Origin of the sequence: Rhodoplanes roseus, from assembly GCF_003258865.1 — a bacterium.
GTDB classification, from domain to species: Bacteria; Pseudomonadota; Alphaproteobacteria; order Rhizobiales; family Xanthobacteraceae; genus Rhodoplanes; species Rhodoplanes roseus.
Window position 1 is genome coordinate 13490 of the sequence record NZ_NPEX01000021.1, and the last position, 26901, is coordinate 40390.

Genomic DNA, 26901 nt, shown 5'->3' on the forward strand with positions numbered 1-26901 from the left:
GGAATCCAGCATCGAACTCGGCATTTTCGGCTGGATTCCGGGTCCGGCGCTGCGCGCCGTCCCGGAATGACCAGCTTTGCAAAGCCCTCGCGCAGGCGGACGACCCAGTATCCACCGAGCTCCGTTGTTTTCGGTCGAGAGGCTGCGGCGTACTGGGTGCTCCGGCGTCGCGGAGCATGACGAAGGAAAGGCTTCGGACCTCGAGTCGGCGCCCGGTGCGCAGCAGCGTTTGGACTGAAGAACGCGGTCCGGTGGAGACCGGATCGTCCGCCCGGGCGAAAACTCTAGTTCACCCGGCCGGGCGGTGTGTCGCCTTGCGTCTGGCCTCCGGCGGTGTCGTCGCCCGGTGTCTTGCCGGTGTCCTCGGCGCGGGCCGCGTGGGAGGCCAGATGGGCCAGCACCTCGGCGGTGCGATAGACCGAGGCCTGCACGCTGCCGAGCATCTCGGCCATCCGGTTGGTGTCGAGCCCGTCGGTGATCTCCAGGGCGGCGAGCTGGGCGTTCTCCATCACGGGCGAGAGCAGCGTGCGATAGATCTGGTCGGCCTTGGGATCGAGCCGGGTCGAGAACAGCACGTTGCGGTCGACGACGCTCTCCTGGAAGCGGTTGCGGGCGCTCTCGGCCGCCTTGCGCTCGGTCAGGTCCATGAACAGGAGCACGAAGCCCAGCACCCTGCCGGGCGACGAGAACACCGGGTCGGCGCGCACCAGCATCTGGCGCGGCTCGCTCTGGCCGGCCGAGAGATGCACCTCGCCGCGCCAGGTGCGATGGGCCCCGGTGAGGTCGACGATGCGCTGGCGCATCTCGGCGCTGTCGTGGAACAGCGGCACGAGGTCGTGGATGGTGCCGAGCTCGCTCTGCTTCGGCGGCAACAGCCGGTTGAAGGCGGCGTTGCACAGCAGGATGCCGCCGTCCTTGTCGGCGATCACGGCCGGCTGGTCCGACACCAGGACCTGGCTGCGCACCGTGTCGAGCTGGTGCTGGGCGATCAGGAAGCTGACGGCGCGGAACTGAAGCACCACGTCGGTGACGGTGTCGCTGATCAGGCGCGCGGCGGTCAGGTCGGCCGAGGTCCAGGAATCGCACGTCCCCTCGACCAGCTGGTGCCATTTGGCGAAGGAGCGTCGCGGCGACAGATCCTTGGGCGAAGCGCCCACCTCGACCGGCTTGAGCGGATCGCCGCCCCAGGTGACGGTGCGCACCCGCTCGGGCCGGAACCAGATCAGATACTCGCCCGGCGAGGGCGAGACCGGCGTCGCCAGGATGCCGCTCGCCACCGCGGCGAAGCGCGAGAAGTCGGGCATCTCGGCACCGAGCGCCGAGGTGGCGTAGAGCGGCACGCGCGGCTTGCCGTCGAGCCAAGCGCCGATGGCGCGCAGGTCCGGCGTGCCCGGCACCTCGCCCGTGGTGAGGATCTGGCCTTCGTAGAGCAGCGCCGCGCCGGTCGCGTTGACCGGCACCAGCAGGGCCTGCGAGTTGTCGAACAGCGCCATGCGCCAGTCGCCCTCGCGGGCGATGGCCTCGATCATGCGCTGCTCGAGGCGGCGCACCGACAGCTCGGCCTGCGCCTGGACGAAGCTCTCCAGCGCCGCGACCCGGGTCGCGATCGCCTCGGCGAGCAGCTCGCAGACGGCGCGTGCCTCGAACGAGACGATGCGCGGCACATAGTGGTGGCACGCGACCAGGCCCCACAGCTTGCCGCCGACCATCAGCGAGGCCACCAGCGTGGCGCCGACCCCCATGTTCTTGAGGTACTGGATGTGGATCGGCGACATGCTGCGCAGCGTGCACAGCGACATGTCGAGATCGGTGCCGGAGATCGGCGACACCCGCGGCACCAGCGGCACCGGATCGTAGCCGACATCGACCAGCACGCGGACGCGGTTGCGCTGATAGAGCCGGCGGGCGATCTGCGGAATATCGGAGGCCGGATAGCGGTTGCCCAGATAGGGCTCGAGCTCGGGCTCACGCTGCTCGGAGAAGACCTGTCCGTGCCCGAGCTCGTCGAACCGGTACACCATCACGCGGTCGTAGCCCGTGATGGACTTGTAGATGCGGGCGGTCTCGTCGCACAGCGCGCGCAGCGAGGGCGAGCCGAGGATCGCCTGCAGGGCCTTCTCGATCTGGGCGGCGAGCGGGAGGGTCTCGCCGGCGCGCTCGATCTCGATGATCACGCCCTCGCCGGGCGGCCGGTGCAGCAGCACGTCCCAGGCCTGGCCGCCGAACCGGCAGCGAACCGCGTGCGGGATGGTGTCGAGCGGCTCGGCGAGCTGCGGGGCGATCGCCTCGGCGAGCTGCGGGGCGAGGTCGGCGACCGCGCGGCCCAGCACCGGCTCCGCGAAGCCCAGGAACGTCGCCGCGTTGGCGCTCGCCTGGACGACGATGCCGTCGCTCTCGCGCATCATCAGCAGGGCGCCGTGCGGCTGGATCGACTGTGCGAGATGGATCTGCTCCAGCTCGCAATTCGACAGATCGGCCTGTCCGAACGGCGGGATCGAGAGTGGCTCGCCCAAGTCTCGTGGCTCCGGTGTCGTCCGCGCCGTCGACTCCCGGTGCGGGGCCGACGAGGACGGCTTCGTGTCCGGTCGGACACGGCTCTCCACAATCTAGCCGAAAGCGGGGCTCGCGCGTCCAGATTTTACGAAGCGGGGATCGAATTGAGACGGCGCGGTAAAATCAGCTCTTCGCCGCGCCGCCGGCCGGGGGATCGTCGCCAAGGTCGTACCGATTCAGCTTGGCGTACAGGCTCTGCCGGCTCAGCCCGAGAATCTCGGCTGCGGCCGTCCGGTTTCCGCCGGCGAGGTCGAGCGCCGCCCTCACATAGTGCCGCTCGACGACTCCGATGGTGTCGCGCACCAGCTTGCGCAGCGAGGTCTTGCCGATCTGCTCGGTGAGCGGGCCGAGCGCCGAGATCAGGCGGTTGGCGTCCTCGGCGGGGGGCAGGCGGCGCGCGACGTCGCGCAGGATCACGCCGATATGCGGGTTCGAGGCGTCGCCGGTGCCGGCCGCGGAGATCTCGACCTCGGTGGAGGAGCCGAGTTCGCCGTGGATGGTGGTCGAGAACAGGCGGACGAAACGCTGCCGGTGCACGTTGGCGAGCAGCACGGTGAGGTCGGCGCCGGGACGCCACAGCCAGCGGCCGAGCCGCTCGCCGACCACCAGGCCCTTCGCACCGACCTCCACGAGGTCGAGGAACGCCTGGTTGGTGCGCCGGATCACGCCCTCCTGGTTGATCACCACGAAGCCGTCGGGCATCCGCTCGATCAGGTCCTCGACCGACAGGCGGTCGGCCTGGCTCGGCATCGGCAGCGGGGCGCCGACCGGCGAGAGCTGGATCAGGAAGATCGGGCCCGGGTCCGAGGTCATCAGCGAGGCGCGGACCAGGCAGGCCTTCCGGGTCTGGCCGAAATGCATCACGATGCCGGGCGCCTTGCCCTGCTCGCGGACCCGCAGCAGCATCGCCTGAAGGATGTCGCGCTCCTCGGCCAGCACGTCGGCCAGGAAGTCGCGGCCCGCGACGCTGTCGGGGCGCGGCCCGACCGCGCCGAGCGCCTGCACGGCGGCCGGGTTGGCCTCGATGATCCGCAGGTTGGAGGCGCGCAGCAGCAGCACGGCCTCGGTCGAGGTGTGGAACAGGAGCCGGTAGCGGGTCTCGACGTCACGCAACTTCCAGTAGTCGCGCTCCATCGTCTGCTGGGCCGCGATCAGCCGCGACTGCAGCTCCGCGACCGCCTGGAGATTCTTGCCGATGGCGAGCAGTCCGGGCCGGCCGCCCAGCAGGACGGTCGTGTACTCGATCGGAAGCTCGCGGCCGCTGGGGAATTTCTGGGTGACCTGCCGGAATGCGGACACGCCCGTCTTGAGGGCGTCCTCGACCATCCGCCGGACCTTGTCGCTGCCGACCTCGGTGACGGTCTCGACCCACGGACGTCCGAGCCAGGCTTCGACACCCTTTTCGGAGATCGCGTCGGAGAGCGTGACCTCTCGGATGACCCCGCTCATGTCGAGCATGAGGGTCACGTCCGGTTGCGAGATATTGAGACTGGTCATGGTCGCTCGATGCCGGAAACGTTATTGAGGCGACCGCGCGCTGCCCTCGTTGATCTCGATGTCGACGACCACAACGATGGTCTCAGGGGGAGCCCGGCGGCACAGGGGTTCGCTCACCAGGGGCGAATCATTTATCGATCGAATTCCCATTCCTGCTGTCAATTGGACCCGTCGTCGGCGTCCGTCAATTGAGCTATTCCTTATGCGGCCGCAATTCAAGCGGCAACGCACAAGGCTGTCAGGCTTTTTTGACCTGCCCTGCAACTCAAGCGGACGCTGGCTTCGGATACGTCAAGCGGGTTGTCTTATCGGTATCGGAGGCCTCATCTGGAAGGGCCGGGGCCGCGCGAGGGCAGCCGGCTCGTCAGATCCGCCACATGGGCGATCAGCGCCGCTGTCAGGCAGGCCGCCACCCACTGCCAAGCGGCCTGGACAAGGGCGGCCCGGACGGCCAGCAGCAGGAAGGCGCCGGCCAGCAGGTTGGGCAGCAGCATCCGGAGTGGCGGGACCCGGGCGGTCAGCCGGCCGAGGAGCGCGAGACCGGCCACCTCCACGGCGACGAGCGCCAGGATCAGGTCGATCACGCGGCCGCTGGTGAACAGGTCCTGCATACGGTCCGGGTCAGGAGAAGGGGCCGTTGAGCTGGACCACGGTCCAGGTCAGGTAGGATGCGATCGTCACCCAGGCCAGATAGGGGAAGAACAGCAGGCTCGCGAGCTTGGAGTCGCGCATCGGCGCGATCACCATCAGGAAGACGGCGAGCCACAGGAAGCCGACCTCGTAGAGCGCGAAGTCCGGCCGCTGCAGCCGGAAGAACAGATAGCTCCACAGGATGTTCAGGCCGCCGACGATGCCGAACAGCGCGACCACGACGCCGCGGCGCCGGCTGCAGGTCACGTCCCGCCAGGCGAACGCCATGGCGATGGAGGACAGCGCGAAGACGGTCGTCCAGACGATCGGGAAGGCGTAGTCCGGCGGCTGCCACCAGGGCTTCGTGAGCTGCTGGTACCAGGCGCCGAGCTGAGTGAGCTCGCCGCCGATCGCGGCGACGACCGCCGTGAACAGCGCGGCGAGCGCGAGGGGACCGAGGAAGCCGCGCGCGTGCGGCTCCGGCTTCAGGTCGACGCGGAGCGTCATGGGTGAGCGAGACCGCACAGCGAAGCAATGTCCTTGAAGAAGATGCGCATGTGAGCCGCGGGCCGGGAGCGGACCAGCTCCTTGTTCATGTAGGCCTGCCAGGTGAGCCGCTGCACATCGGGATCGCGGCACATTCCGACGAAACGCTCGCGCGTCCAGTCGCTGCGATACCAGAAGCGCTGCAGCAGTCCAAGGATGAAGAACACCCGGCCGTGCTGTTTCATGAATCTTTTGCGAGCGAGGGCGAGGGCGCGCGCGTCGCCGGTCGCCAGCGCCTCGTCGATCGCCTCGGCGGCGAGGCGGCCGCCGGCGAGCGCGTAGTAGATGCCTTCGCCCGAGGCCGGCGCGACGACGCCGGCGGCGTCGCCGGCCAGCAGCACGTCGCGGCCGTTGTCCCAGCGCTTGAGCGGATGCAGCGGGATCGGGGCGCCCTCGTGCCGCAGCGTCTCGCAGGCGTCGAGCCCGGTGGTGCGGCGCAGCTGCGCCACCGCCTCGCGCAGCGCGAAGCCCTTCTTCATCGAGCCGGTGCCGATGCTGGTCGTGTCGCCGTGCGGAAAGATCCAGGCGTAGAAGTCGGGCGACAGCGGGCCCTGATAATAGACGTCGCAGCGCGCCGGATCGTAGTCGGCGGCGCCGTCGGTCGGCGAGCGGACGATCTCGTGATAGGCGAAGACGTGCGGCACCTTGTCGGCGCCCGGCACGGCCTGGCGCGCGACCTGGGAGAGCGCGCCGTCGGCGCCGATCACGGTGCGGGCGCGCACGCACACCGTCATCTCGGCGTCCTTGGCGGCGCGCGGCCGGTAGTGGACGAGCGACAGCCCGCTGTCGTCGCGCGACAGCCGCTCGAAGGTGCCGACCCGGCGCGTCGCGCCGGCCGTCGCGGCGCGCTCGCGCAGCCACTCGTCGAAGGGGCCGCGATCGACCATGCCGACGAAGCCGCCGTCGATCGGCATGTCGACCTGACGGGCGGAGGGCGCGACCATGCGGGCGCCGGTGATCTTGGCCACCAGCATGTGATCGGGAATGTCGAAGTCGCGGATCGCCCGCGGCGGGATGGCGCCGCCGCACGGCTTGATGCGGCCGGCCTTGTCGAGCAGCAGGACGCTGCGGCCGCGCCGGGCCAGGTCGGTCGCCGCGGTGGCGCCGGCCGGACCGCCGCCGACCACCACGGTGTCGAAGGTCTCGAGTGTCGGCATGGTTCTCACCTCCCTGCCTCGGCGGGCGCATACACCTCGTCGCCCTGCGTCATCTCGATGGTGCGCTCGCGGATACGGCCCGGATGCACCCGGGCGGCGAGCACGGCGGATACCAGGAACAGTGCGGCCTCGAGGGCGAACACGGTGGCGTAGGCCGAGACCGGCGAGCCGAGCAGGGCGCGCGCGACGTCGCTCGCCAGCGTGCCGGCGAAGCCGCCGATGCCGAACGAGATCGCCTGGGCGGCGCCCCACAGGCCCATCCGCACGCCCTCGCGATGCTCGCGGCCGTTGCTGGCAAGGCCCATCATCGAGCCGATCGCCGCGACCGCGTAGGCGCCGTTGGTCAGGCCGAGCATGAACACGCAGGCGCGCAGCGGCCAGCCGGGACCGGCGAAGGCGCCGAGCGCCAGGCTCGCCAGCGCCACCGCCGAGGCGATGCAGCCGCCGATGCACCAGTAGCGCATCGAGGCGAGCACCCGGCCGAAGCGGCCCGTGCCGGCGATGCCGACCATCACCATGCCGATCAGCACGCCGGAATGCTGGACGCCGGAGAGCTTGGTCGAATCGCCCGGCGAGAAGCCGAACACCGTGCCGGCGAACGGCTCGAGGATCAGATCCTGGGCGCTGTAGGCGAGCATCGAGACGAACACGAAGACCGAGAAGCGGCGCGCCTCGGGCTCGGCCCAGACCTGGGCGAGCGCCTCGCGGAACGGCGTCTTGCGGCTCGGCCCGGCCGCCGCGACCGGCGCCGCGGCGCCATCGCCTTCGATGCCCCACACGGCCGCGATCGACACCACGATGGCGATCGCCGAGACGCTGGCCGCCACCGCCACCAGGCGGGCCGGCGAGAACGGATCGAGCAGATGGCCGGCGCCGCCGGCCGTGACGATGAAGCCGACGATCATCATCACCCAGACGATGGTGGCGGCGGCGGCGCGGCGGTCCGGATCGACGCGCTTGGCGAGCAGCACCAGGAGCGACGTGCCGGCCGCGCCGACCCCGACGCCGATGCCCAGGAAGGCGAGCGCCGCGATCGCGACGCCCAGGATCACGCTGGTGCCGAGCAGGGCGGTGCCGACCGCGGCGGCCGCTCCGGACAAGGCCAGCGTCGCCATGCCGCCGATGATCCACGGCGTCGCCCGGCCGCCCGCATCGGAGCCGTAGCCCCAGCGCGGCCGCAACACCTGCACGGCGTAATGGATCGCGACCAGCGCGCCCGGCAACATGGCGGGCAGGGCGAACTCCACCACCATCACGCGGTTGAGGGTCGAGGTGGTGAGCACCACGACGGCGCCGAGCGCCGTCTGGACGAGCCCCAGCCGGACGATGCCGAGCAGGCCGAGCGGGGCGCCGGACGGGGCGCCGGACAGGGCTTGGGTCATGCGGGGGCTCCGAAGGCGGCGAGCGCGACGGCGCTCGTCATCATGCCGGCGACGTAGAGGGTGACGCCGAGGCCGCTGAACCAGGTCGCCTTGCCGATCGGGTCGCGCAGGAAGCGCACTGCCAGCAGACCCTGCGCGATCAGCACGGTCGTGACGATGGCGGCTTGGATCGGCCGGTCCCAGGCGAGCAGCAGCGCGATCACCATCACCTGCGGCACCGCCATGACGATGCAGGCGAGGCGCGCGGCGGAATGCACGCCGAGCTGCACCGGCAGCGAGCGCACGCCGGTGCGGATGTCGCCCTCGATCGACTTGAAGTCGTTGAGCGTCATGATGCCGTGGGCGCCGGCGCTGTACAGAAACGCGAGCGTCACGATGCGCCAGTCGGGCAGGCCGCCGATCATCACGGCCGCCCCGGTGAACCAAGCGAAGCCCTCGTAGGTGATGGCGCAGGCGGCGTTGCCCCACCAGCCGTTCTGCTTCAGGCGGACCGGCGGCGCCGAGTACAGCCAGGCCAGCACCAGGCCGACCGCGGCGGCGCCGAACACCCACTCGCCGAGCTGGCTCGCCAGCGCGAGCGACATCGCGGTCCACAGCACCGCCAGATAGAGGCCCCAGCGGCCCGGGATGCGGCCGGACGGAATCGGCCGGTCGGGCTCGTTGATGGCGTCGACATGGCGGTCGAACCAGTCGTTGACGACCTGGCTGGTGGCGACCAGCAGCGGCCCGCACAGGAGAATGCCGGCGACCACCACGGGCCAGCGCGGCCCGAGCGGCAGGCCGGACGAGACCACGCCGCAGGCGAAGGCCCACATCGGCGGGAACCAGGTGATCGGCTTCAACAGCTCGAGCACGGCGGAGGGGGCCGGCACCTGCACGGCCGTGGTGGCGGTCATTCTTCTGCCTCGCCCACGTCGGCGGCGTCCGCGAGCCCGTAGCGGCGCAGCTTCACATAGAGGCTCTGGCGACTCAGTCCGAGCATCTCGGCGGCCGAGGCGCGGTTGTTGCCGGTGAGCTCGAGCGCCGCCTCGATGCACAGGCGCTCGACCACGTCGGTCGCCTCGCGCACCAGCTCCTTGAGCGACACCCGCCCGACCAGCTCGGTGAGCTGATCGACCGAGCGCGGCATCTCGCGGCCGGCGCGCATGTCGGTCGGCAGCCGCCGGCCGACATTGCGGATCGTGAAGCCGTAACAGGGGTCGGTGCCGTTGGCGACGGCAGCGGCCGAGATCTCGACATCGGCCTGGGCGCCGAGCTCGCCGCGCAGCGTCGTCGCGAACAGCCGGACGGTGCCGATCTGGCGCAGATTGGCGACCAGCACGTTGAGGTCGACGCCGGAGCGGCCGAGCCAGCGCTCCAGCGACTCGCCGCGCGCCTGCTCCTCGCTGGCGAGCTGGGCCAGATCCAGGAAGGCCGGATTGGCGGCCAGGACGTGGCCGTCGCGGTCGGTGACCACGATGCCGTCGGGCGCCCGCTCGAAGAAGCGCAGCAGCTTCGCCTTGCCCTCGCTCGCCGACGAGCCGTCGCGCTCGGGCTGCGACAGCCGCACCAGGAACAGCGAGGCGTTCTCCTGACGGAACAGCGACGCCGAGACGAACACGGCGCGGCTCGAGTCGACCAGCCTGGCGCGGGTCGAGTCCGACCGCCCGGCCGAGCGCACGCCGGCGAGCAGCGCCTGGACGGCCGGCACCGTGTCGGCCTCGAAGGCCTCCAGCAGCGGCCGGCCGATCACCCGCCGACCGGCCTCGCCGAAGGTCTGGGCGGCGGCCGGGTTGGCCTCGACGACGCGCTGCGAGGCGGTGTCGACGATCAGTACCGGTTCGGGCGACATCTGGAACAGCAGGCGGTAGCGGGTCTCGGCGTGGCGCAGGCGCGTGTAGTCGCGCTCCATCGACTGCTGTGCCTCGACGAGGCGCTGCTGCAGCTCGGCCATCGGCCGCAGGTCGCGCCCGACCGCCACCAGGGGGCCGGAGCGGAGCCGGATCGCCGAATAGAGGATCGGCACGTCGGCGCCGCGATTCGAGGGGTGGTTCACCTGGCGGCGCTGCGACTCCGCATCGCCGGCGTCGCGCAGCAACGCCTCCACCTTGGCGCGGCTCTCGGTCGTCACCGTGTCGGCGAAGGTCTGGCCGAGTAGAGGGCCATGGCTTTCCAGTGCCGACTGCAGGTCCTCGCTCTGGCAGGCCATGTCACGGATGACGCCATGAACGTTGACGACCAGCGCGATGTCCGCGGCGGCTGCGACCAGCGTCGCGGCCGCTTCGACGTCGAGGTCGCCCAACGAATCTTTCGGCGCTCTGAAGCCGTTCACGTGCGACCAGTTCCTTGTTAGAGCCGTCTCCGGCCGTCCCGCCGTCCTGGTCGTCGCGTGACGCGCGGTCAGGATCGGTGGGCCAGTGCGGCGACGAGATTCTGTGCCTGAATGGGCGCCTGGCGGGCGTCGAGCGCGGCCGCGTCGGCGCCGACCCGGGCGACATAATCCGGGTGCTCGACGAAGACGCGCCCACCCACGAGCACGCCGACCGAGCGATTGCAGGATTCGCGGCGGACCATCTGGATGCAGGCGGCCAGCGCCTCCAGCCGGGATTCGCAGCTCAGCGAGAAGCCGACCAGCGCGAACCATTCGCTGCGCACCATCGCGGCCACGTCGCCGCGCGCCGGCACGGGCGCGTCCCACACCAGCCAGCCGGCGCGGCGGAAGAACTCCGCCGCCATGGCGATGCCGAAGGTGTGCTGCTCGCCGGGCGCCGGGACCAGGAGCACGGGCAGGCCTTCCGGCTGGTGCTCGATCTCGCTGGAGAAGGAGGAGCTGAACTCACGCAGCACCCGGTGCAGGCGCCACAGGCCGAGCGTGACGGCGGTGAAGTCGCAGCGGTCGTGGTTCCACAGCTCGCCGAGATGGCGGGCCGTGGGGGCCAGCACGTCGAGATAGACGCGTTCGACCGGCATGCCGCGGGCCAGCACGGCCTCGACGAAGGCGAGCGCCCCGGCATCGTCGCCGGCCAGCACGCGGTCGGTCAGCTCGGCGACTTCCTCGGACCCCAGCGGAGTCCCGGAGAACGATCGCTCGCCGCAGGGATTTGCGTGCGCGAGCACGAGCTTGGGCACCACGTGCAACTCGATCGCCCGATTGACTGGAGACGACCCCGCGCCGAGCCGGGACACCTCACCCATGAGATACGCATCCCCGACGGGAGTTCGGTCGGCGCGGCTCTCGCCCGGACAGCCGCTCGTACCTCCCCACCACTCGCTCGCCGCTACCTGGGGTCTTGCTTCGGCCATGGCTACGCCTCTCGACAAGTTAAAGCCCGCGCGATCGAACAGTCAAGTTTAGTTTACGTACAGAATTGTTGACACCATACGGGAAGCATCCTAGGCTGCCTTTCTCGGTGGCACGCGCAAGGAGCGGCGCGATGCAAAAAAGCGACTCAGAGGGGGTGGTCTCGGCTGCATTGCGCGCAACGCAAGATGCGGCGGACCGCGGCGCTGCGGGAGAACCAAAGCATCATCCGGCGTCCCGTCCGTCAAGGGCGGTTGACAGTCCGTGTCATTACCGATTGTCAGATAACTCGAGTTCTGGTCGGATGCCCGTTTCCGTCGATGCAGCCACGCACCCGACGCCCATCGGGCTCTATACTCCCGAGGAACGGCGTCGCCGCGACGAGTCCGGATGGACGACCGTCCAGGGCGTGCTCGCCCCGCTGCAATTCCTGGTGTTCCTCGTCAGCCTCGGCCTGGTGCTGCGCTTCGTCGCCACCGGCGAGGGCTATGTCGCCGCCACCGTCTCGGTCGTGATCAAGACCATCGTGCTCTACGTGATCATGGTCACGGGCTCGATCTGGGAGAAGGTGGTCTTCGGCAAGTATCTGTTCGCCCGCCCCTTCTTCTGGGAGGACGTGTTCAGCATGCTGGTCCTGGCGCTGCACACGGCCTATCTGGCGGCGCTCGCGACCGGCGCCGCGATCGAGACCCAGATCGGCATCGCGCTCGCCGCCTATGCCAGCTATCTGGTCAACGCCACCCAGTTCGTGCTGAAGCTCCGCGCCGCCCGCAAGCAGCAGGCGCACGCGCCCGTCTCCGACATGGTCGGAGCGGCGCCATGAACGCGATCGCTCCCGCCAGGCCCGCCGAGACCGGATGCAGCGATGCTCCGGTGCTGTACGAGCGCGGCCAGCGGGAGGTCTTCTGCGGGCTCACCGGCATCGTCTGGCTGCACCGCAAGATCCAGGACGCCTTCTTCCTGGTGGTCGGCTCGCGCACCTGCGCGCACCTCCTCCAGTCGGCCGCCGGCGTGATGATCTTCGCCGAGCCGCGCTTCGCGACCGCGATCATCGAGGAGCGCGACCTCGCCGGCCTCGCCGACGCCAATGCCGAGCTCGACCGCGTGGTGACGCGCCTGATCGAGCGGCGGCCCGACATCAAGCTGCTGTTCCTGGTCGGCTCCTGTCCGTCCGAGGTGATCAAGCTCGATCTGTCGCGCGCCGCCGAGCGATTGTCGGAGGCGTTCGCGCCGAAGGTGCGGATCCTCTCCTGGTCGGGCAGCGGCATCGAGACGACCTTCACCCAGGGCGAGGACGCCTGCCTCGCCGCGCTGGTTCCGGGCATGCCGGACGAGACGGCCGCGGCGGCGCCGTCGCTGCTGGTGGTCGGCGCCCTCGCCGAGGTGGTCGAGGACCAGTTCGTGCGGCTGTTCGCCGAGCTCGGCATCGAGCGGGTGCGCTTCTTCCCGCCGCGCCGCTCGGACGACCTGCCGGCCGTCGGCCCGCAGACCAGGATCCTGCTCGCCCAGCCCTTCCTGGCCGAGACGGCGCGCCTGCTGGAGAAGCGCGGCGCGACGCGGCTCGCCGCGCCGTTCCCGCTCGGCGTTGAGGGGACGACCGGGTGGCTGGGCGCCGCCGCCGAAGCGTTCTGGATCGACGCGGCGCGCTTCGACGCCGCCGTGACGCCGCGGGCCGAGCGGGCCCGCGCGGCGCTCGCCCGTCAGCGCGAGAAGCTCGCCGGCAAGAGCATCTTCTTTTTTCCCGACTCGCAGCTCGAGGTGCCGCTCGCCCGCTTCGCGGCGCGCGAGCTGGGCATGCGCCTCGTCGAGGTCGGGACGCCCTATCTGCATCGCGGCCATCTCGCCGCCGAGCTGGCGCTGCTGCCGGCCGGCACGGCGCTGAGCGAAGGCCAGGACGTCGACAAGCAGCTCGACCGCTGCCGCGCCGCGCGGCCGGACCTCACCGTGTGCGGCCTCGGTCTCGCCAATCCGCTGGAGGCCGAAGGCCTCGCGACCAAATGGTCGATCGAGCTTCTGTTCACGCCCGTCCACGGCTTCGAGCAGGCGGCGGATCTCGCCGAGCTGTTCGCCCGGCCGCTGGTGCGCCGCAGCCGGCTGAGGGTGTGACGCCATGCAGCTCACCGTGTGGACCTACGAGGCTCCTCCCCATGTCGGCGCGATGCGGGTCGCGACCGCGATGGAGGGCGTCCACTACGTGCTGCACGCGCCGCAGGGCGACACCTATGCCGACCTGCTCTTCACCATGATCGAACGCGCCCGGAAGCGTCCGCCCGTCACCTACACGACCTTCCAGGCCCGTGATCTCGGCGCCGACACCGCCGAGCTGTTCAAGACCTCCGTCAAGGAGGCGTACGAGCGGTTCCGCCCGCAGGCGCTGCTGGTCGGCGCGTCCTGCACGGCCGAGCTGATCCAGGACGATCCGGGCGGTCTCGCCCTCGCGCTGGGTCTGCCGATCCCGGTGGTGCCGCTCGAGCTGCCTGCGTATCAGCGCAAGGAGAACTGGGGCGCGGCCGAGACGTTCTACCGGATCGTCCGCACCCTGGCGGGTCCCGCCGTGCCGCCGCCCGGCTCCAAGCGGACGGCCCGTGCTCCGGGCCAGCCTCCGCGCTGCAACATCCTCGGGCCGACCTCGCTCGGCTTCCGGCATCGCGACGACGTTCACGAAGTCACCGGCCTGCTCCACCGGCTTGGCGTCACCGTGAACGTCGTCGCGCCCCTCGGGGCGAGCCCGGCCGACATCGCGCGGCTCGGCGAGGCCGACTTCAACGTCGTGCTGTATCCCGAGATCGCCTATCAGGCGGCGCAGTGGCTGGAGCGCAGCTTCGGGCAGAAGTCGACCAAGGTGGTGCCGATCGGCTTCGGCGCGACGACCGACTTCGTCGTCGAGGTGGCGGCGCTGGCCGGCGTCGATCCGGCCCCGGTGCTCGCCGGCACGCCGAGCCGGGCGCCGTGGTACGCGCGCTCGGTCGACTCGACCTACCTGACCGGCAAGCGGGTCTTCGTGTTCGGCGACGCGACCCACGCCATCGCGGCGGCCCGCATCGCCGCAGAGGAGCTCGGCTTCGAGGTGGTCGGGCTCGGCACCTACAGCCGCGAGTTCGGCCGCGAGCTGCGCGCCGCCGCGGCGAAATACGGCGTCGAGCCGCTGATCACCGACGACTATCTGGAGGTCGAGGAGACGATCGCGGCGCTGCATCCCGAGCTGGTGCTCGGCACCCAGATGGAGCGCCACACCGCCAAGCGCCTGGGCGTGCCCTGCGCCGTCATCTCGGCGCCCGTCCATGTGCAGGACTTCCCGGCCCGCACCTCGCCCCAGATGGGCTTCGAGGGCGCCAACGTCCTGTTCGACACCTTCGTGCACCCGCTGATGATGGGGCTGGAGGAGCATCTCCTGCAGATGTTCCGCGAGGACTTCGAGTTCCACGCCGACGCCGCGCCGTCCCATCTCGGGTCGCACGGCGCCGCGCCCGCCCGCGCCGAGGCGCCGCCGCTGGCGGCCGAGACTCCGGCCGCCCGCGCGCCCGAACCCGAGCCCGAGCTGGTCGCGGCGTTCGTGGCGCCGGCCGACGGGCCGATCGCCGACGCGAGAATTTCCGTCACTCCGGTCCCGTCCGCAGACGGCGGGCCGGTCACGCCGCCCCCGGCACCCCCGCTTCGCTGGGCCCCAGACGCCGAGAAGGAACTGCACAAGATCCCCTTCTTCGTGCGCGGAAAGGCCCGCCGCAATACCGAGCGCTTCGCGCAGGATCGCGGCTTGTCCCTGATCACGGTCGAGACATTGTACGATGCGAAAGCGCACTTCAGCCGCTGACTCGACGCCGATCCGCGTCGCCATCGTGACGATGGACAGCCATCTCGCGGGCTCGGTCGCGCGCGCTCGCGCGGCGCTGGCGCGCGAGCTGCCGGGGCTCGACCTGGTGATGCACGCGGCCGACGAGTGGGGCGGCGACCAGGCCGCGCTCACGCGCTGCCTCGCCGACATCGCGTCCGCCGACATCGTCGTCGCCACGATGCTGTTCCTCGACGAGCACATCCGTCCGGTGCTGCCGGCCCTGCAGGCGCGGCGCGACACATGCGACGCCATCGTCTGCGCGCTCGCCGCGGGCGAGGTGGTGCGCCTCACCCGCATGCACAAGTTCAGCATGTCGGGCGAGACGATGGGTGTGCTCAGCCTGCTCAAGCGGCTGCGCGGCAAGAGCTCCGAAGGGCCGGGATCGAACGGCCAGGGGCAGATGAAGATGCTGCGCCAGATCCCGAAGTTCCTGCGCTTCATCCCGGGCACGGCCCAGGATCTGCGCGCCTATTTCCTGGTCCTGCAGTACTGGCTCGCCGGCACCGACGAGAACATCGCCAATCTGGTGCGCCTGCTGGTCGAGCGTTACGCCGACGGTCCGCGCAAGGGCCTGCGATCGTCCGTCAAGGCGGCGCCGCCGGTCGAGTATCCGGACACGGGGCTCTATCACCCGGCGATCAAGAATCACGTCACCGAGAAGCTCTCCGACATTCCGACTGCCGGCCCGAACGGCACGGTCGGCGTGCTGGTGATGCGCTCCTACGTGCTGGCCGGCAACGCGGCGCATTACGACGGCGTCATCGGCGCGCTGGAGGCCAAGGGCCTGCGCGTGGTCCCGGCCTTCGCCAGCGGCCTCGACGCGCGGCCCGCCGTCGAGGCGTTCTTCATGAAGAACGGCAAGCCGACCGTCGACGCGGTCGTCTCGCTCACCGGCTTCTCGCTGGTCGGCGGCCCGGCCTACAACGACGCCAAGTCCGCGGCCCAGCTTCTCGGCACGCTCGACGTGCCCTACATCGCGGCGCATCCGGTCGAGTTCCAGACGCTGGAGCAGTGGCAGGCCGATCCGCGCGGCCTGATGCCCGTGGAGGCCACCATGATGGTGGCGATCCCCGAGCTCGACGGCGCGATCTGGCCGATGACGTTCGGCGGCCGCTCGATCCTGGCCGAGACGTCCGGTCCGCGCGACGAGGGCCAGCGCGAGATGACGTCGCACGGCGAGCGCGCCGCGACGCTGGCGGCCCGCGTCGCCAAGCTGGTCGCGCTGCGCCGCTCGAAGCGCGCCGAGCGCAAGGTCGCCATCGTGATCTTCAACTTCCCGCCCAATGCCGGCGCCATCGGCACGGCGGCGTTCCTGTCGGTCTTCGCCTCGCTGCACAACACGCTCAAGGCGCTGCGCGACGCCGGCTACACGGTCGACGTCCCGGAGAGCGTCGACGACCTGCGCAACGCGATCCTGCACGGCAACGCGGCCCGCCACGGCAGCGACGCCAATGTCGCGGCCAAGATCGGCGCCGACGACCACGTGCGGCGCGAGCGGCATCTGGCCGAGATCGAGAAGCAGTGGGGCCCGGCGCCCGGCCGCCATCTCACCGACGGGCGCAGCATCTTCGTGCTCGGCGAGAAGTTCGGAAACGTCTTCGTCGGCGTGCAGCCCGCCTTCGGCTACGAGGGCGACCCGATGCGGCTCTTGTTCGAGCGCGGCTTCGCCCCGACCCACGCCTTCTCGGCCTTCTACCGCTGGATCAAGGAAGACTTCGGCGCCCACGCGGTGCTGCATTTCGGCACCCACGGGGCGCTCGAGTTCATGCCCGGCAAGCAGGCCGGCATGTCGGCCGAGTGCTGGCCCGACCGGCTGATCGGCGACCTGCCGAACTTCTACGTCTACGCCTCCAACAACCCGTCCGAGGGGACGCTCGCCAAGCGCCGCGCCGGCGCCGCGCTGATCAGCTACCTGACGCCGCCGATCACCAATGCGGGCCTGTATCGCGGGCTCCTCGACCTGAAGTCGTCGCTCGACCGCTGGCGGGCCCTGGAGCCCGACACCGATCCGGAGACCCGCACGGCGCTCGCGGTGCTGGTGCAGGCGCAGGCCTCCGCCGTCAATCTGGCGCCGGTCGAGCCGGCCTGGGACGATCAGGTCGCCGAGATCGCCAAGCTCACCAACGCGGTGCTCGAGCTCGAATACACGCTGATCCCGCACGGCCTGCACGTCGTCGGCGGCGTGCCGACCGAGAGCGAGCGGGCCGAGATGCTGGAGGCCGCCGGCGTCACCGACAAGGAGAAGTTCGCCGCGCTCGACAAGCTGCTGGCGACCGACCACGAGCTGCCGGCGATCGTCAAGGCGCTCGACGCGCGCTACATCCAGCCGGCGCCGGGCGGCGACCTGCTGCGCACCACCGACGTGCTGCCGACCGGGCGCAATCTGCACGGCTTCGATCCGTTCCGCATCCCGAGTGCCTTCGCGATCCAGGACGGCACCCGCCAGGCCGACCGCCTGCTGGCGCGCTTCAAGGCGGACGGCCACGGCGTGCCCGAGACCATCGCCATGGTCCTGTGGGGCACCGACAACCTCAAGACCGAGGGCGGCCCGATCGCCCAGACCCTGTGGCTGATGGGCGCCGCGCCGCGCCACGACAGCTACGGCCGCGTCTGCGGGGCCGTGCTGGTGCCGCTCGAGAAGCTCGGACGGCCGCGCGTCGACGTGGTCGTCACGCTGTCCGGCATCTTCCGCGACCTGCTGCCGATGCAGACCAAGCTGCTGGCCGAGGCCGCACTGCTGGCGGCGAGCGCCGACGAGCCGCCGGAGCTCAACTTCGTGCGCAAGCACGCGCTCGCCTATCAGGCGGCCAACGGCGGCGAGATCGCCGAAGCGGCGCTGCGCGTCTTCTCCAATGCCGACGGCGCCTACGGCTCCAACGTCAACCAGCTGATCGACCAGGGCGGCTGGAACGACGAGGACGAGCTCGCCGAAGCCTATATGCGCCGCAAGGGCTTCGCCTACGATGTCGACGGCCGGCCGACCCGCCAGGACAAGGTGCTCACCCACGTGCTCTCCAGCGTGGATCTCACCTATCAGAACCTCGACTCGGTCGAGCTCGGCATCACCACCATCGACCACTATTTCGACACGCTCGGCGGCATCACGCGCGCCGTGAAGCGCGCCCGCGGCACAACGGCGTCGGTCTATATCGGCGACCAGACGCGCGGCGAGGGCACGGTGCGGACGCTCGCCGAGCAGGTCGCGCTGGAGACCCACACGCGCGCGCTCAATCCGAAATGGTACGAGGCGCTGCTCGCGCACGGCTACGAAGGCGTGCGCAACATCGAGGCGCAGGTCACCAACACGCTCGGCTGGTCGGCGACCACGGGCCAGGTGGCGCCGTGGGTGTACGAGCAGCTCACCCAGACCTTCATGCTGGACGAAAAGATGCGGCGTCGCCTGGCCGACCTCAATCCGGTCGCCTCGGCGAAAGTCGCACACCGGCTCCTCGAGGCCCACGAGCGTCGCTACTGGACGCCCGACGAGGCCATGCTGGACGCGCTGCGCCGCGCCGGCGAGGAGCTGGAGGATCGCCTCGAAGGTGTGGACGTGGACCAAGGAGCCGCCGCATGACCGTCATCCCCCGACCGGCCGATCTCGCCGGAGAACCAGTCAAGCAGGAGGTCTGCGGATCCTGCACGGCGCACGAGGACATTCGGCCGCCGGACGGCGAGGGCAGCGTCCAGGTCCAGCTCGATCCGCGCGTGCAGATCGGCACCGCCAAGGTGTTCGCCGTCTACGGCAAGGGCGGCATCGGCAAGTCGACGACCTCGTCGAACCTGTCGGTGGCGTTCTCCAAGCTGGGCAAGCGGGTGCTGCAGATCGGCTGCGATCCCAAGCACGACTCGACCTTCACGCTGACCAAGTGTCTGGTCCCCACCGTCATCGACATTCTCGAGTCGGTGAACTTCCACTCCGAAGAGTTGCGGATGGAGGACTTCGTCTACGAGGGCTACAACGGCGTGATGTGCGTGGAGGCGGGCGGGCCGCCGGCCGGCACCGGCTGCGGCGGCTACGTGGTCGGGCAGACCGTCAAGCTCCTCAAGGAGCATCACCTGCTCGACGACACCGACGTGGTCCTGTTCGACGTGCTCGGCGACGTGGTGTGCGGCGGCTTCGCGGCGCCGCTCCAGCACGCCGACCGCGCCTTGATCGTGACGGCCAACGACTTCGACTCGATCTTCGCCATGAACCGCATCGCCGCCGCGATCCAGGCGAAGGCCAAGAACTACAAGGTGCGGGTCGGCGGCGTGATCGCCAACCGCAGCGCCGCGACCGACGAGATCGATCGCTTCTGCAGCCGCACCGGGCTCAAGACGCTCGCCCATATCCGCGACCTCGACGTGGTCCGCCGCAGCCGCCTGAAGAAGTCGACGCTGTTCGAGATGGAAGATTCGCCCGAGGTGATCGCGGTGCAGAACGAGTACATGCAGCTCGCCGAGAAGCTGTGGGCCGGCGTCGATCCACTCACCCCGACGCCGATGAAGGACCGCGAGATCTTCGACCTGCTGGGATACGACTGATGCAGAGCGGGACCTACCAGGAGCGGCGCGGCGAGATCGAAGCGTATTTCGATCGCACGGCGGCGGACGCCTGGGCGCGGCTGACCTCGGACGCGCCGGTCTCCGGCATCCGGGCGACCGTGCGCAAGGGCCGCGACGACATGCGCGCGACGCTGCTGTCGTGGCTGCCCGCCGATCTCACCGGCCGCCGCATCCTCGATGCCGGCTGCGGTCCCGGCATGCTGTCGATCGAGGCGGCGCGCCGCGGCGCCGAGGTGGTGGCGATCGACCTGTCGCCGACGCTGCTCGACCTCGCCCGCGAGCGCATCCCGCCCGACCTCGCCGGCAAGGTGACGTTCGTGGCGGGCGACATGCTGTCGCCCGACTTCGGCCGCTTCGATCACGTGGTGGCGATGGACTCGCTGATCCACTACCGGGCCGAGGACGCGGCACGGGCGATCGCCGGGCTGGTCGCCCGCACCGATCGCTCGATGGTGTTCACCTTCGCGCCGCGAACGACCGCGCTGGCGTTGATGCATTTCGTCGGCGGGTTCTTTCCGCGCAGCGATCGCGCGCCCTCCATCGAGCCGGTGCGCGAGGAGACGCTGCGCGACCTGCTCGCCGCCGAGCCCGCGCTGACCGGCTGGACGACGGGCCGGACGCGGCGCGTCGCGGTCGGATTCTACACGTCGCAAGCCCTGGAGTTGCTGCCGCGATGACCAAACGGCGACCCGGAAAAGTCGGCGGGGCGTTTCTGGCGATCCTCGGGACGCTGGGACCTCAGTTCCTGCCGTTCGCCGACGTCTCCACCAAGGAGCTGCCGATGGGGCGGCTCCTGCGCCTGTCGCTGTTCCAGGTGTCGGTCGGCATGGCCATGGTGCTGCTCAACGGCACGCTCAACCGGGTGATGATCGTCGAGATGGGCGTGCCGAGCTGGCTGGTCGCCCTGATGGTGTCGCTGCCGCTGGTATTCGCGCCGTTCCGGGCGCTGATCGGCTTCAAGTCCGACAACCGCCGCTCCGCGCTCGGCTGGCGCCGCGTTCCCTATATCTGGGGCGGCACCATGCTGCAGTTCGGCGGCTTCTCGATCATGCCGTTCGCGCTCTTGATCCTCACCGGCGAGTCGCACGGGCCGACCTGGATCGGCCATCTCGGCGCGGCGCTCGCCTTCCTTTTGGTCGGCGCCGGCCTGCACACCACGCAGACCGCGGGTCTCGCGCTCGCCACCGACCTCGCGCCCGAGGACAAGCGGCCGCGCGTCGTCGCCTTCCTGTACGTGATGCTGCTGGTCGGCATGGTCGGCGCCTCGCTGATCTACGGCCAGTGGCTCACCGAGTTCAGCCCGTTCCGCCTGATCCAGATGATCCAGGGCGCGGCGCTGGTCACCATGATCCTCAACAGCGTGGCGCTGTGGAAGCAGGAGCCGCGCGATCCCTCGCGCAACGCCCGTCTCGAGGGAAAGACCCCGTCGTTCCGCGAGTCCTGGCGGGCGTTCAGCCGGGGCGGACGGTCGACCCGGGTGCTGATCGCCGTCGGCTGCGGCACTGCGGGTTTCAGCATGCAGGACATCCTGCTCGAGCCTTACGGCGGGCAGGTGCTGCATCTCTCGGTCGGCGCCACCACGGCGCTGACCGCGCTGATGTCGGCCGGGAGCCTGGTCGGCTTCTGGCTCGCCGCGCGGCTGCTGTCGCGGGGCGTCGATCCCTACCGGCTCGCCGGCTGGGGCGCGGTCGCCGGCGTGATGGCGTTCTCGGCCGTGATCTTCTCGGCGCCCACCGACTCGCCGATCCTCTTCCGGATCGGCACGGCGCTGATCGGCTTCGGCGGCGGACTGTTCTCGGTCGGCACGCTGACGGCCGCGATGGCGCTCGGCCGCGAGGGCGAGAGTGGGCTCGCGCTCGGCGCCTGGGGCGCCGTGCAGGCGACCGCCGCCGGCATCGCCATCGCGCTCGGCGGTGCCATCCGCGACATCGTCGCCGATCTGGCGGCCAGCGGCGCGTTGGGGACGGCCCTCAACGATGTCTCGGCCGCCTACGGCTTCGTCTACCACCTCGAAATAGGACTGCTGTTCATCACCCTGATTGCCATCGGACCGCTCGTTCGTCCCGCGGGCGAGAAGGGGCAATCTTCCCTGAAGTTCGGTCTGGCCGAATTTCCCGGCTAGCCATCATTGCGCGGAGGTCTTTCATGCAAACCGGCGCCTTCACTGGATACATCGACGTTGCCCAAGTCGTTCTCTATGCCTTCTGGATCTTCTTCGCCGGGCTGATCTTCTATCTCCGGCGCGAGGACAAGCGAGAAGGCTATCCGCTCGATTCCGATCGCACCGTGGCCTCGGGCGGCCGCGTCGCCGTGCAGGGCTGGCCGGCGCCGCCGTCGCCCAAGACCTATCTGCTCGCCAGCGGTGAGACCGTGACGGTGCCGAGCTTCGCGCCCCTGAAGCCCGAGACTCGCGTAACGCCCGGGCCGTTCCCCGGCGCGCCGTTCGAGCCGGTCGGCGATCCGATGCGTGACGGCGTCGGCCCGGCCGCCTATGCGGAGCGTGCCGATCATCCGGATCTCACCTGGGCGGGCGAGAACCGCATCGTGCCGCTGCGCGTCGCGACCGATCACTGGGTCGAGGAGAAGGATCCCGATCCGCGCGGCATGAAGGTCGTGGCGGCGGACGGCGAGGTCGCCGGCGTGGTGACCGAGCTGTGGATCGACCGCGCCGAGCCGATCGTGCGCTACTACGAGGTGTCGCTGTCGGCGACCAAGAAGTCGGTGCTGCTGCCGGCCGTGTTCGCCTATGTGCACGCCGACCGCAAGGAACTCTCGGTCCCGGCCATCCTGGCCGACCAGTTCGCCGGCGTGCCGTCGATCAAGAGCCCGAACCAGATCACGGCGCTCGAGGAAGACAAGGTGTGCGCCTATTTCGGCGGCGGCAAGCTCTACGCGACGCCGGAGCGGGCGGAGCCGCTGCTGTGAGGTGGCCGCAGCCCTGGGTTCCCCGGTCCCTGCCGGAAGCTCTTCCCGAGGGGGAGGAGATTCTCTGGCGGGGCGGGCCGCTCGCCTGGCCGGTGGCCGTGCACGTCTTCCACATCCGCAAGGTCGCCGTCTATTTCGCGGCGCTCCTGGTGTGGGTCTGTGCGTCCACCTATGCGGACGATCGCTCCGTCACGGGAGTGCTCGTCGCGGCCGCGTGGGTGGTGCTGCTCGCGCTCGTCGCGATCGGCATCCTGGGGCTGTTCGCCTGGCTGGTGCGGCGGACGACCACCTACACGGTCACGTCGCGCCGCCTGATCCTGCAATACGGCGTCGCCTTCCCGATGACCTTGAACCTCCCGTTCAAGTTCATCGGCTCGGCGGCGTTGCGCCTCTACGGCGACGGGGCCGGCGACATTCCGGTGGTGCTCACCGGCGGCACCAAGATCGCCTATCCGGTGCTGTGGCCGCACGCGCGGCCGTGGCATCTGCGCAAGCCGCAGCCGATGCTGCGGGCCGTCGAGGACGCCCGGCGAGTCGCCGAGATTCTCTCGCGCGCGCTGGTGACCGGCAGCGGGGCCGAGCGGCCGCCCGCCGCCGGCATCGCGCCGACGACCACCGAAACGCCTGATCTGCCGCAGCCCTCCAGCGCTGCGGCCTGACACGGAGCGCCTCATGGGCGACGACGCTCGACGGCCGTTCCCCCGCGGCCCGCTGCTCGGTGCAACGGCGCTGCTGGCCTTCGTGCTGCTCGCCGTCGGCGTGTCCCGTGGTGTCGGGACCGTGCCGACCGGCACACCGCCCGACGCCGCGGTCTCCACCGCGGTGGCGCTGCGTGACCTGCGCTTCGTCGACCAGCCCGACGGCACCGTCGCCGTGGTCGACGCGGCGGATCGCAGCGTCGTCGAGGTGATCGCCTCGGGACAAGAGAATTTCGTACGGGGCACGCTGCGCGGCTTCGCCCGCGAGCGCCGGCGCCAGGACATCGGCGCCGAGCCCCCGTTCCGTCTCACCCGGTGGGCCGACGGGCGCCTGTCGCTCGACGATCCGCAGACCGGGCGCCATGTCGAGCTGTCGGCCTTCGGCCCCACCAATGCCGAATCCTTCGGACGGCTTCTCCAGCGGCGGGACGGGACGAAATGATGGACTCGTGGAAACGCGGACGGCGCGTCGTCGAGGTGCCGTGCACGGTCGAGATCGAGCGGACGGCGGACAGCCTTCACGCTCACGTGGAACTCCAGGGGATCGACATCGCGCCGGGCGACGAGGTCATCGTCCACGACGCCCCGACGTCGATTCCGTTCGGTGAGAGCAGCATCGTCCATACCCGGGCCACCGTGGTCCTGGCGGGACGGCTGGACCGCCTCGCGGCGCGCCTCGCCGGCTATTTCGAGCTGACCGAACTCTACGAAGTCAGCTTTTCCCCTGGGAGGACTCCATGATTCCAATGGAAGGCGGAGCGGGACACAACCCGATCAAGACGAAGACGACCCCGACGGACCGGACCACCACGGACCCGACCACGACCGAGCTGGCCAAGGAGGACACGCTCCTCAGCCCGCGCTTCTACACCACCGATTACGCCGCGATGGACCGCATCGACGTCAGCGGCGTGCGCGCCGAATGGGACACGATGCTGGCCGAGCTGCGGGCCGACCACAACAAGGGCCACTTCACCCGCGACGCCGACTGGAAGGCGGATCTGGAGTCGCTTCCGGAGGGGTTGCGCAAGGAGTTCGTCGACTTCCTGGTGTCGTCGCTGACGGCCGAGTTCTCCGGCTGCGTGCTCTATGCCGAGATCAAGAAGCGCATCAAGAATCCCGAGGTGCGCGACCTGTTCACCTATATGAGCCGCGACGAGGCCCGCCACGCCGGCTTCATCAACGACGCGCTCAAGGATTTCGGCATCGGCGTCGATCTCGGCTTCCTCAGCCGCGCCAAGAAATACACCTACTTCCAGCCGAAGTTCATCTTCTACGCGACCTATCTGTCCGAGAAGATCGGCTACGCCCGCTACATCACGATCTTCCGCGAGTTCGAGAAGCATCCCGACCGCCGCTTCCATCCGATCTTCAAGTGGTTCGAGAAGTGGTGCAACGACGAGTTCCGCCACGGTGAGGCCTTCGCACTCCTGATGCGCTCGGAGCCGAGCCTGATCAGCGGTCTCAACAAGCTGTGGATCCGGTTCTTCCTGCTCGCCGTGTTCGCCACCATGTATGTGCGCGACCACATGCGGCCGGAGTTCTACAAGGCCCTGGGGGTCGATCCCGCCGACTACGATTTCGAGGTGTTCCGCAAGACCTCGGCGATCTCCCGCCAGGTCTTCCCGCTCGAGCTCGACATCGACCGGCCGGAGTTCAAGGCCGGGCTCGAGACGCTGTGGCGGATCGCCGAGGAGGGGGCGGCGGCGCGTGCCCGCGGCGGGCTGGTCGGCGCGCTCCAGCGCGCCCGGCTCGGCGCCACCGGCGCCTGGACGCTGCTGCGCCTCTATCTGCTGCCCACCAAGCCCAACACCTTGCCGGAGCGGGTCGGTCTGGCCCCCGCCTGGTAGAGAACGAGGACGCGGCGCGTGGCTCACTACGGCATCCCGGCCCTCTACACGCTGTTCGTGTGGTGGTTCAGCACGGGCGTGATCCTGTTCCTCGACGGGCTGCCGAAGAAGACGTTCCCGTACAGCATCGCGGCCGCCGCGGTGCTGTACGTCCTCGCGCTGTGGGGGATCACGGCGTCGAGTCACGACATGACCGTGTTCGGCGCCTATTGCACCTTCACGTGCGGGCTGATCGTCTGGGGCTTCAACGAGATCACGTTCCTGATGGGCTACGTCACCGGCCCGCGCACCACCCCGTGCCCGCCGGACTGCAAGGGGTGGCGCCACTTCGTCCACGCCGTCGAGGCGATCCTGTATCACGAGATCGGAATCATCGTGTCGGCCGTGCTGGTCACGGCGGCGAGCTGGGGCGAGCCCAACCAGGTCGGCACCTGGACCTTCATGATCCTGTGGCTGATGCGGCTCTCGACCAAGCTCAACATCTTCCTCGGCGTGCCCAACCTCACCGAGGAGTTCCTGCCCGACCATCTCGCCTACATGAAGGGCTACTTCCGCAAGCGGCCGATGAACTGGCTGTTCCCGTTCACCGTCACGGCGTCGACCGTGATCGCCACCGTGCTGGCCGTGCAGGCCTCGCAGCTCGCCGCCACCGACCCGCATCAGGCCGCCGGTCTCACCTTCGTGGTCACGCTGATGGTGCTGGCGATCCTGGAGCACTGGTTCCTGGTGATGCCGATGTCGGTGGTGCCGCTGTGGCGCTGGGGCCTGAAGTCGCGCGAATGGTTCCGCCGCCTCGATCCCCGCCGCACCGGCTCGCGCCGGGCCGGCGCCGCGTCCGAGCCCGGCGACGACGCGCCCACGGCTGCCGCGCGGACCGACACGACCGCCGAGCCGGTGCACCGTGCGCGTCGCGTGAAGCGGCCCGGCGGCACGACCCTCACGGTGTCGCTCGACCGCGCGACGGACGACTGCGTCTTCCGCGCCCACCCAGCCCCCGTCCGCGCCGCCGTTCCGCCGCGCGGATAGATCGGCTCACGCCGCAGGCGACGCGGGCCGCCGATGCAGCGGCGTTCCGTCGTAGAGCGCGAGGACCGGACGGCGCAGGCCTTTGTAGGGTGGGCTTCGGCGCGCCGCTGGCGCGGCGACGCCCACGCCGTCCGACATGTGGATCGTGCAATGTCACGGTATCGCCGCGCCTGCATTAAAGGCGGCACATACTTCTTCACCGTTGTGCTCGCCGACCGAAGGGATGATCTTCTGGTGCGAGAGATCGATCGCCTGCGGCGATCCTACGCGACCGCGCTGGCGCGGCGGCCGTTCGAAACGGTCGCGATCTGCATCCTGCCCGATCACCTCCACGCCGTCTGGTCTCTGCCGCCAGACGACGGCGATTTCGCCACCCGCTGGGCGATGATCAAGACCGGGTTCTCGCGCGATTTTGCACCGGCCGCCCTGCGTTCCGCCAGCCAAGTGCACAAGCGCGACAAGGGCATATGGCCGCGTCGATATTGGGAGCATGCGATTCGCGACGAGACCGATCTGGTGCGGCATATCGACTACGTTCATTTCAACCCGGTCAAGCACGGCCACGTGTCGGCGGTTCGAGACTGGCCCTACAGCAGCTTTCACCGTTGGGTGAAGCGCGGTCTGTTGCCGCCCGACTGGGGTGGCGATATTGCGTCGATCGGCGGCGAGTTCGGGGAATAGGCCGGACGAACGGGTGGATGATGGCGCCGAGGACTCGTCGTTTGGTCGCGCCACGCGACGCCATCAGGTTTGAGTAGGAACATGGGGCTTGCGTCGGAGCGAGCAGCGCCGATCGGCCGCGTGGGCTGACCGCGCCTGACCGGCGCGGCGAGCCCACCCTACGGGTCAGGGCGAACGAGAGCGCTGTCCTCCCGGTCGGTTCGCCAACCCAAGGCAAGCCGAAAAGAAAAACGCCCCGGCGGAGTGTCCGCGCGGGGCGTTTTCGATGTCGTGGAACGCGCCGGACCCCGGCGCCTGCC

23 protein-coding genes are annotated in these 26901 nt (G+C 70.0%); 14 read left to right on the forward strand and 9 right to left on the reverse strand.

From position 1 onward, the window contains the following. Positions 1 to 284: 284 nt before the first annotated feature. The 9 genes from CH341_RS05115 to CH341_RS05155 form a co-directional block, all read right to left on the reverse strand. The gene (locus tag CH341_RS05115) at positions 285 to 2513 is read right to left on the reverse strand and encodes a GAF domain-containing protein (RefSeq protein ID WP_111417955.1); all 2229 of its coding nucleotides are present in this window, start codon (positions 2511 to 2513) and stop codon (positions 285 to 287) included. A 163-nt stretch (positions 2514 to 2676) separates the two neighbouring features. Further along, positions 2677 to 4050: a transcriptional regulator PpsR gene (gene ppsR, locus CH341_RS05120; RefSeq protein WP_111417956.1), complete on the reverse strand. Its 1374-nt coding sequence runs from the start codon at positions 4048 to 4050 to the stop codon at positions 2677 to 2679. Between the two features lie 323 nt (positions 4051 to 4373). After that, on the reverse strand, positions 4374 to 4661 hold the full coding sequence (locus CH341_RS05125) for a hypothetical protein (protein ID WP_111417957.1): 288 nt from the start codon (positions 4659 to 4661) through the stop codon (positions 4374 to 4376). A gap of 10 nt (positions 4662 to 4671) precedes the next feature. Continuing rightward, positions 4672 to 5187: a TspO/MBR family protein gene (locus tag CH341_RS05130; RefSeq protein ID WP_111417958.1), complete on the reverse strand. Its 516-nt coding sequence runs from the start codon at positions 5185 to 5187 to the stop codon at positions 4672 to 4674. Next, complete coding sequence (locus CH341_RS05135; RefSeq protein ID WP_111417959.1) at positions 5184 to 6383, reverse strand: geranylgeranyl diphosphate reductase; 1200 nt, start codon at positions 6381 to 6383, stop codon at positions 5184 to 5186. Before CH341_RS05135 ends, CH341_RS05130 begins: the two co-directional genes overlap by 4 nt. 5 nt (positions 6384 to 6388) lie before the next feature. Beyond that, a complete protein-coding gene (locus tag CH341_RS05140) occupies positions 6389 to 7765 on the reverse strand; it encodes a BCD family MFS transporter (protein WP_111417960.1) in 1377 nt (458 codons plus the stop codon). Continuing rightward, positions 7762 to 8661, reverse strand: a complete 900-nt coding sequence (gene chlG, locus CH341_RS05145) for a chlorophyll synthase ChlG (RefSeq protein ID WP_111417961.1) — start codon at positions 8659 to 8661, stop codon at positions 7762 to 7764. The genes CH341_RS05140 and chlG overlap by 4 nt, the downstream gene beginning before the upstream one ends. Next, positions 8658 to 10046, reverse strand: a complete 1389-nt coding sequence (gene ppsR, locus CH341_RS05150) for a transcriptional regulator PpsR (protein WP_425376149.1) — start codon at positions 10044 to 10046, stop codon at positions 8658 to 8660. Before ppsR (CH341_RS05150) ends, chlG begins: the two co-directional genes overlap by 4 nt. Positions 10047 to 10144: 98 nt before the next feature. Next, positions 10145 to 10939: a cobalamin B12-binding domain-containing protein gene (locus tag CH341_RS05155; RefSeq protein ID WP_170149480.1), complete on the reverse strand. Its 795-nt coding sequence runs from the start codon at positions 10937 to 10939 to the stop codon at positions 10145 to 10147. Positions 10940 to 11349: 410 nt separating this feature from the next. On the opposite strand from CH341_RS05155, the gene bchF reads away from it, so the two are divergent. From bchF to CH341_RS05225, 14 genes are all read left to right on the forward strand, one after another. Then, the gene (gene bchF / locus CH341_RS05160; protein WP_111417964.1) at positions 11350 to 11868 is read left to right on the forward strand and encodes a 2-vinyl bacteriochlorophyllide hydratase; all 519 of its coding nucleotides are present in this window, start codon (positions 11350 to 11352) and stop codon (positions 11866 to 11868) included. After that, the gene (locus CH341_RS05165; RefSeq protein ID WP_111417965.1) at positions 11865 to 13151 is read left to right on the forward strand and encodes a ferredoxin:protochlorophyllide reductase (ATP-dependent) subunit N; all 1287 of its coding nucleotides are present in this window, start codon (positions 11865 to 11867) and stop codon (positions 13149 to 13151) included. The genes bchF and CH341_RS05165 overlap by 4 nt, the downstream gene beginning before the upstream one ends. A gap of 4 nt (positions 13152 to 13155) precedes the next feature. Next, positions 13156 to 14856 carry a ferredoxin:protochlorophyllide reductase (ATP-dependent) subunit B gene (gene bchB, locus CH341_RS05170; RefSeq protein ID WP_111417966.1) on the forward strand — a complete coding sequence of 567 codons (1701 nt, stop codon included), beginning with the start codon at positions 13156 to 13158 and terminating at the stop codon, positions 14854 to 14856. Beyond that, complete coding sequence (locus CH341_RS05175) at positions 14831 to 18451, forward strand: magnesium chelatase subunit H (protein ID WP_111417967.1); 3621 nt, start codon at positions 14831 to 14833, stop codon at positions 18449 to 18451. The genes bchB and CH341_RS05175 overlap by 26 nt, the downstream gene beginning before the upstream one ends. After that, complete coding sequence (gene bchL, locus CH341_RS05180; RefSeq protein ID WP_210208182.1) at positions 18448 to 19401, forward strand: ferredoxin:protochlorophyllide reductase (ATP-dependent) iron-sulfur ATP-binding protein; 954 nt, start codon at positions 18448 to 18450, stop codon at positions 19399 to 19401. The genes CH341_RS05175 and bchL overlap by 4 nt, the downstream gene beginning before the upstream one ends. Beyond that, positions 19401 to 20099: a magnesium protoporphyrin IX methyltransferase gene (gene bchM, locus CH341_RS05185; RefSeq protein ID WP_111417968.1), complete on the forward strand. Its 699-nt coding sequence runs from the start codon at positions 19401 to 19403 to the stop codon at positions 20097 to 20099. The genes bchL and bchM overlap by 1 nt, the downstream gene beginning before the upstream one ends. Next, complete coding sequence (locus CH341_RS05190; protein WP_111417969.1) at positions 20096 to 21544, forward strand: BCD family MFS transporter; 1449 nt, start codon at positions 20096 to 20098, stop codon at positions 21542 to 21544. Before bchM ends, CH341_RS05190 begins: the two co-directional genes overlap by 4 nt. Before the next feature lie 23 nt (positions 21545 to 21567). Then, entirely contained in the window at positions 21568 to 22347 is a 780-nt protein-coding gene (gene puhA, locus CH341_RS05195) for a photosynthetic reaction center subunit H (RefSeq protein WP_111417970.1), read from the forward strand. Further along, entirely contained in the window at positions 22344 to 23006 is a 663-nt protein-coding gene (gene puhB / locus CH341_RS05200; protein WP_170149481.1) for a photosynthetic complex putative assembly protein PuhB, read from the forward strand. The genes puhA and puhB overlap by 4 nt, the downstream gene beginning before the upstream one ends. 13 nt (positions 23007 to 23019) lie before the next feature. After that, complete coding sequence (gene puhC, locus CH341_RS05205; protein WP_111417972.1) at positions 23020 to 23487, forward strand: photosynthetic complex assembly protein PuhC; 468 nt, start codon at positions 23020 to 23022, stop codon at positions 23485 to 23487. After that, a complete protein-coding gene (locus CH341_RS05210) occupies positions 23487 to 23786 on the forward strand; it encodes a hypothetical protein (RefSeq protein WP_111417973.1) in 300 nt (99 codons plus the stop codon). Before puhC ends, CH341_RS05210 begins: the two co-directional genes overlap by 1 nt. Next, positions 23783 to 24895: a magnesium-protoporphyrin IX monomethyl ester (oxidative) cyclase gene (gene acsF / locus CH341_RS05215; protein WP_210208183.1), complete on the forward strand. Its 1113-nt coding sequence runs from the start codon at positions 23783 to 23785 to the stop codon at positions 24893 to 24895. The genes CH341_RS05210 and acsF overlap by 4 nt, the downstream gene beginning before the upstream one ends. Before the next feature lie 18 nt (positions 24896 to 24913). After that, positions 24914 to 25921: a putative photosynthetic complex assembly protein PuhE gene (gene puhE, locus CH341_RS05220; protein WP_111417975.1), complete on the forward strand. Its 1008-nt coding sequence runs from the start codon at positions 24914 to 24916 to the stop codon at positions 25919 to 25921. Positions 25922 to 26071: 150 nt separating this feature from the next. After that, on the forward strand, positions 26072 to 26602 hold the full coding sequence (locus CH341_RS05225) for an REP-associated tyrosine transposase (RefSeq protein WP_111417976.1): 531 nt from the start codon (positions 26072 to 26074) through the stop codon (positions 26600 to 26602). Positions 26603 to 26901 lie beyond the last annotated feature (299 nt).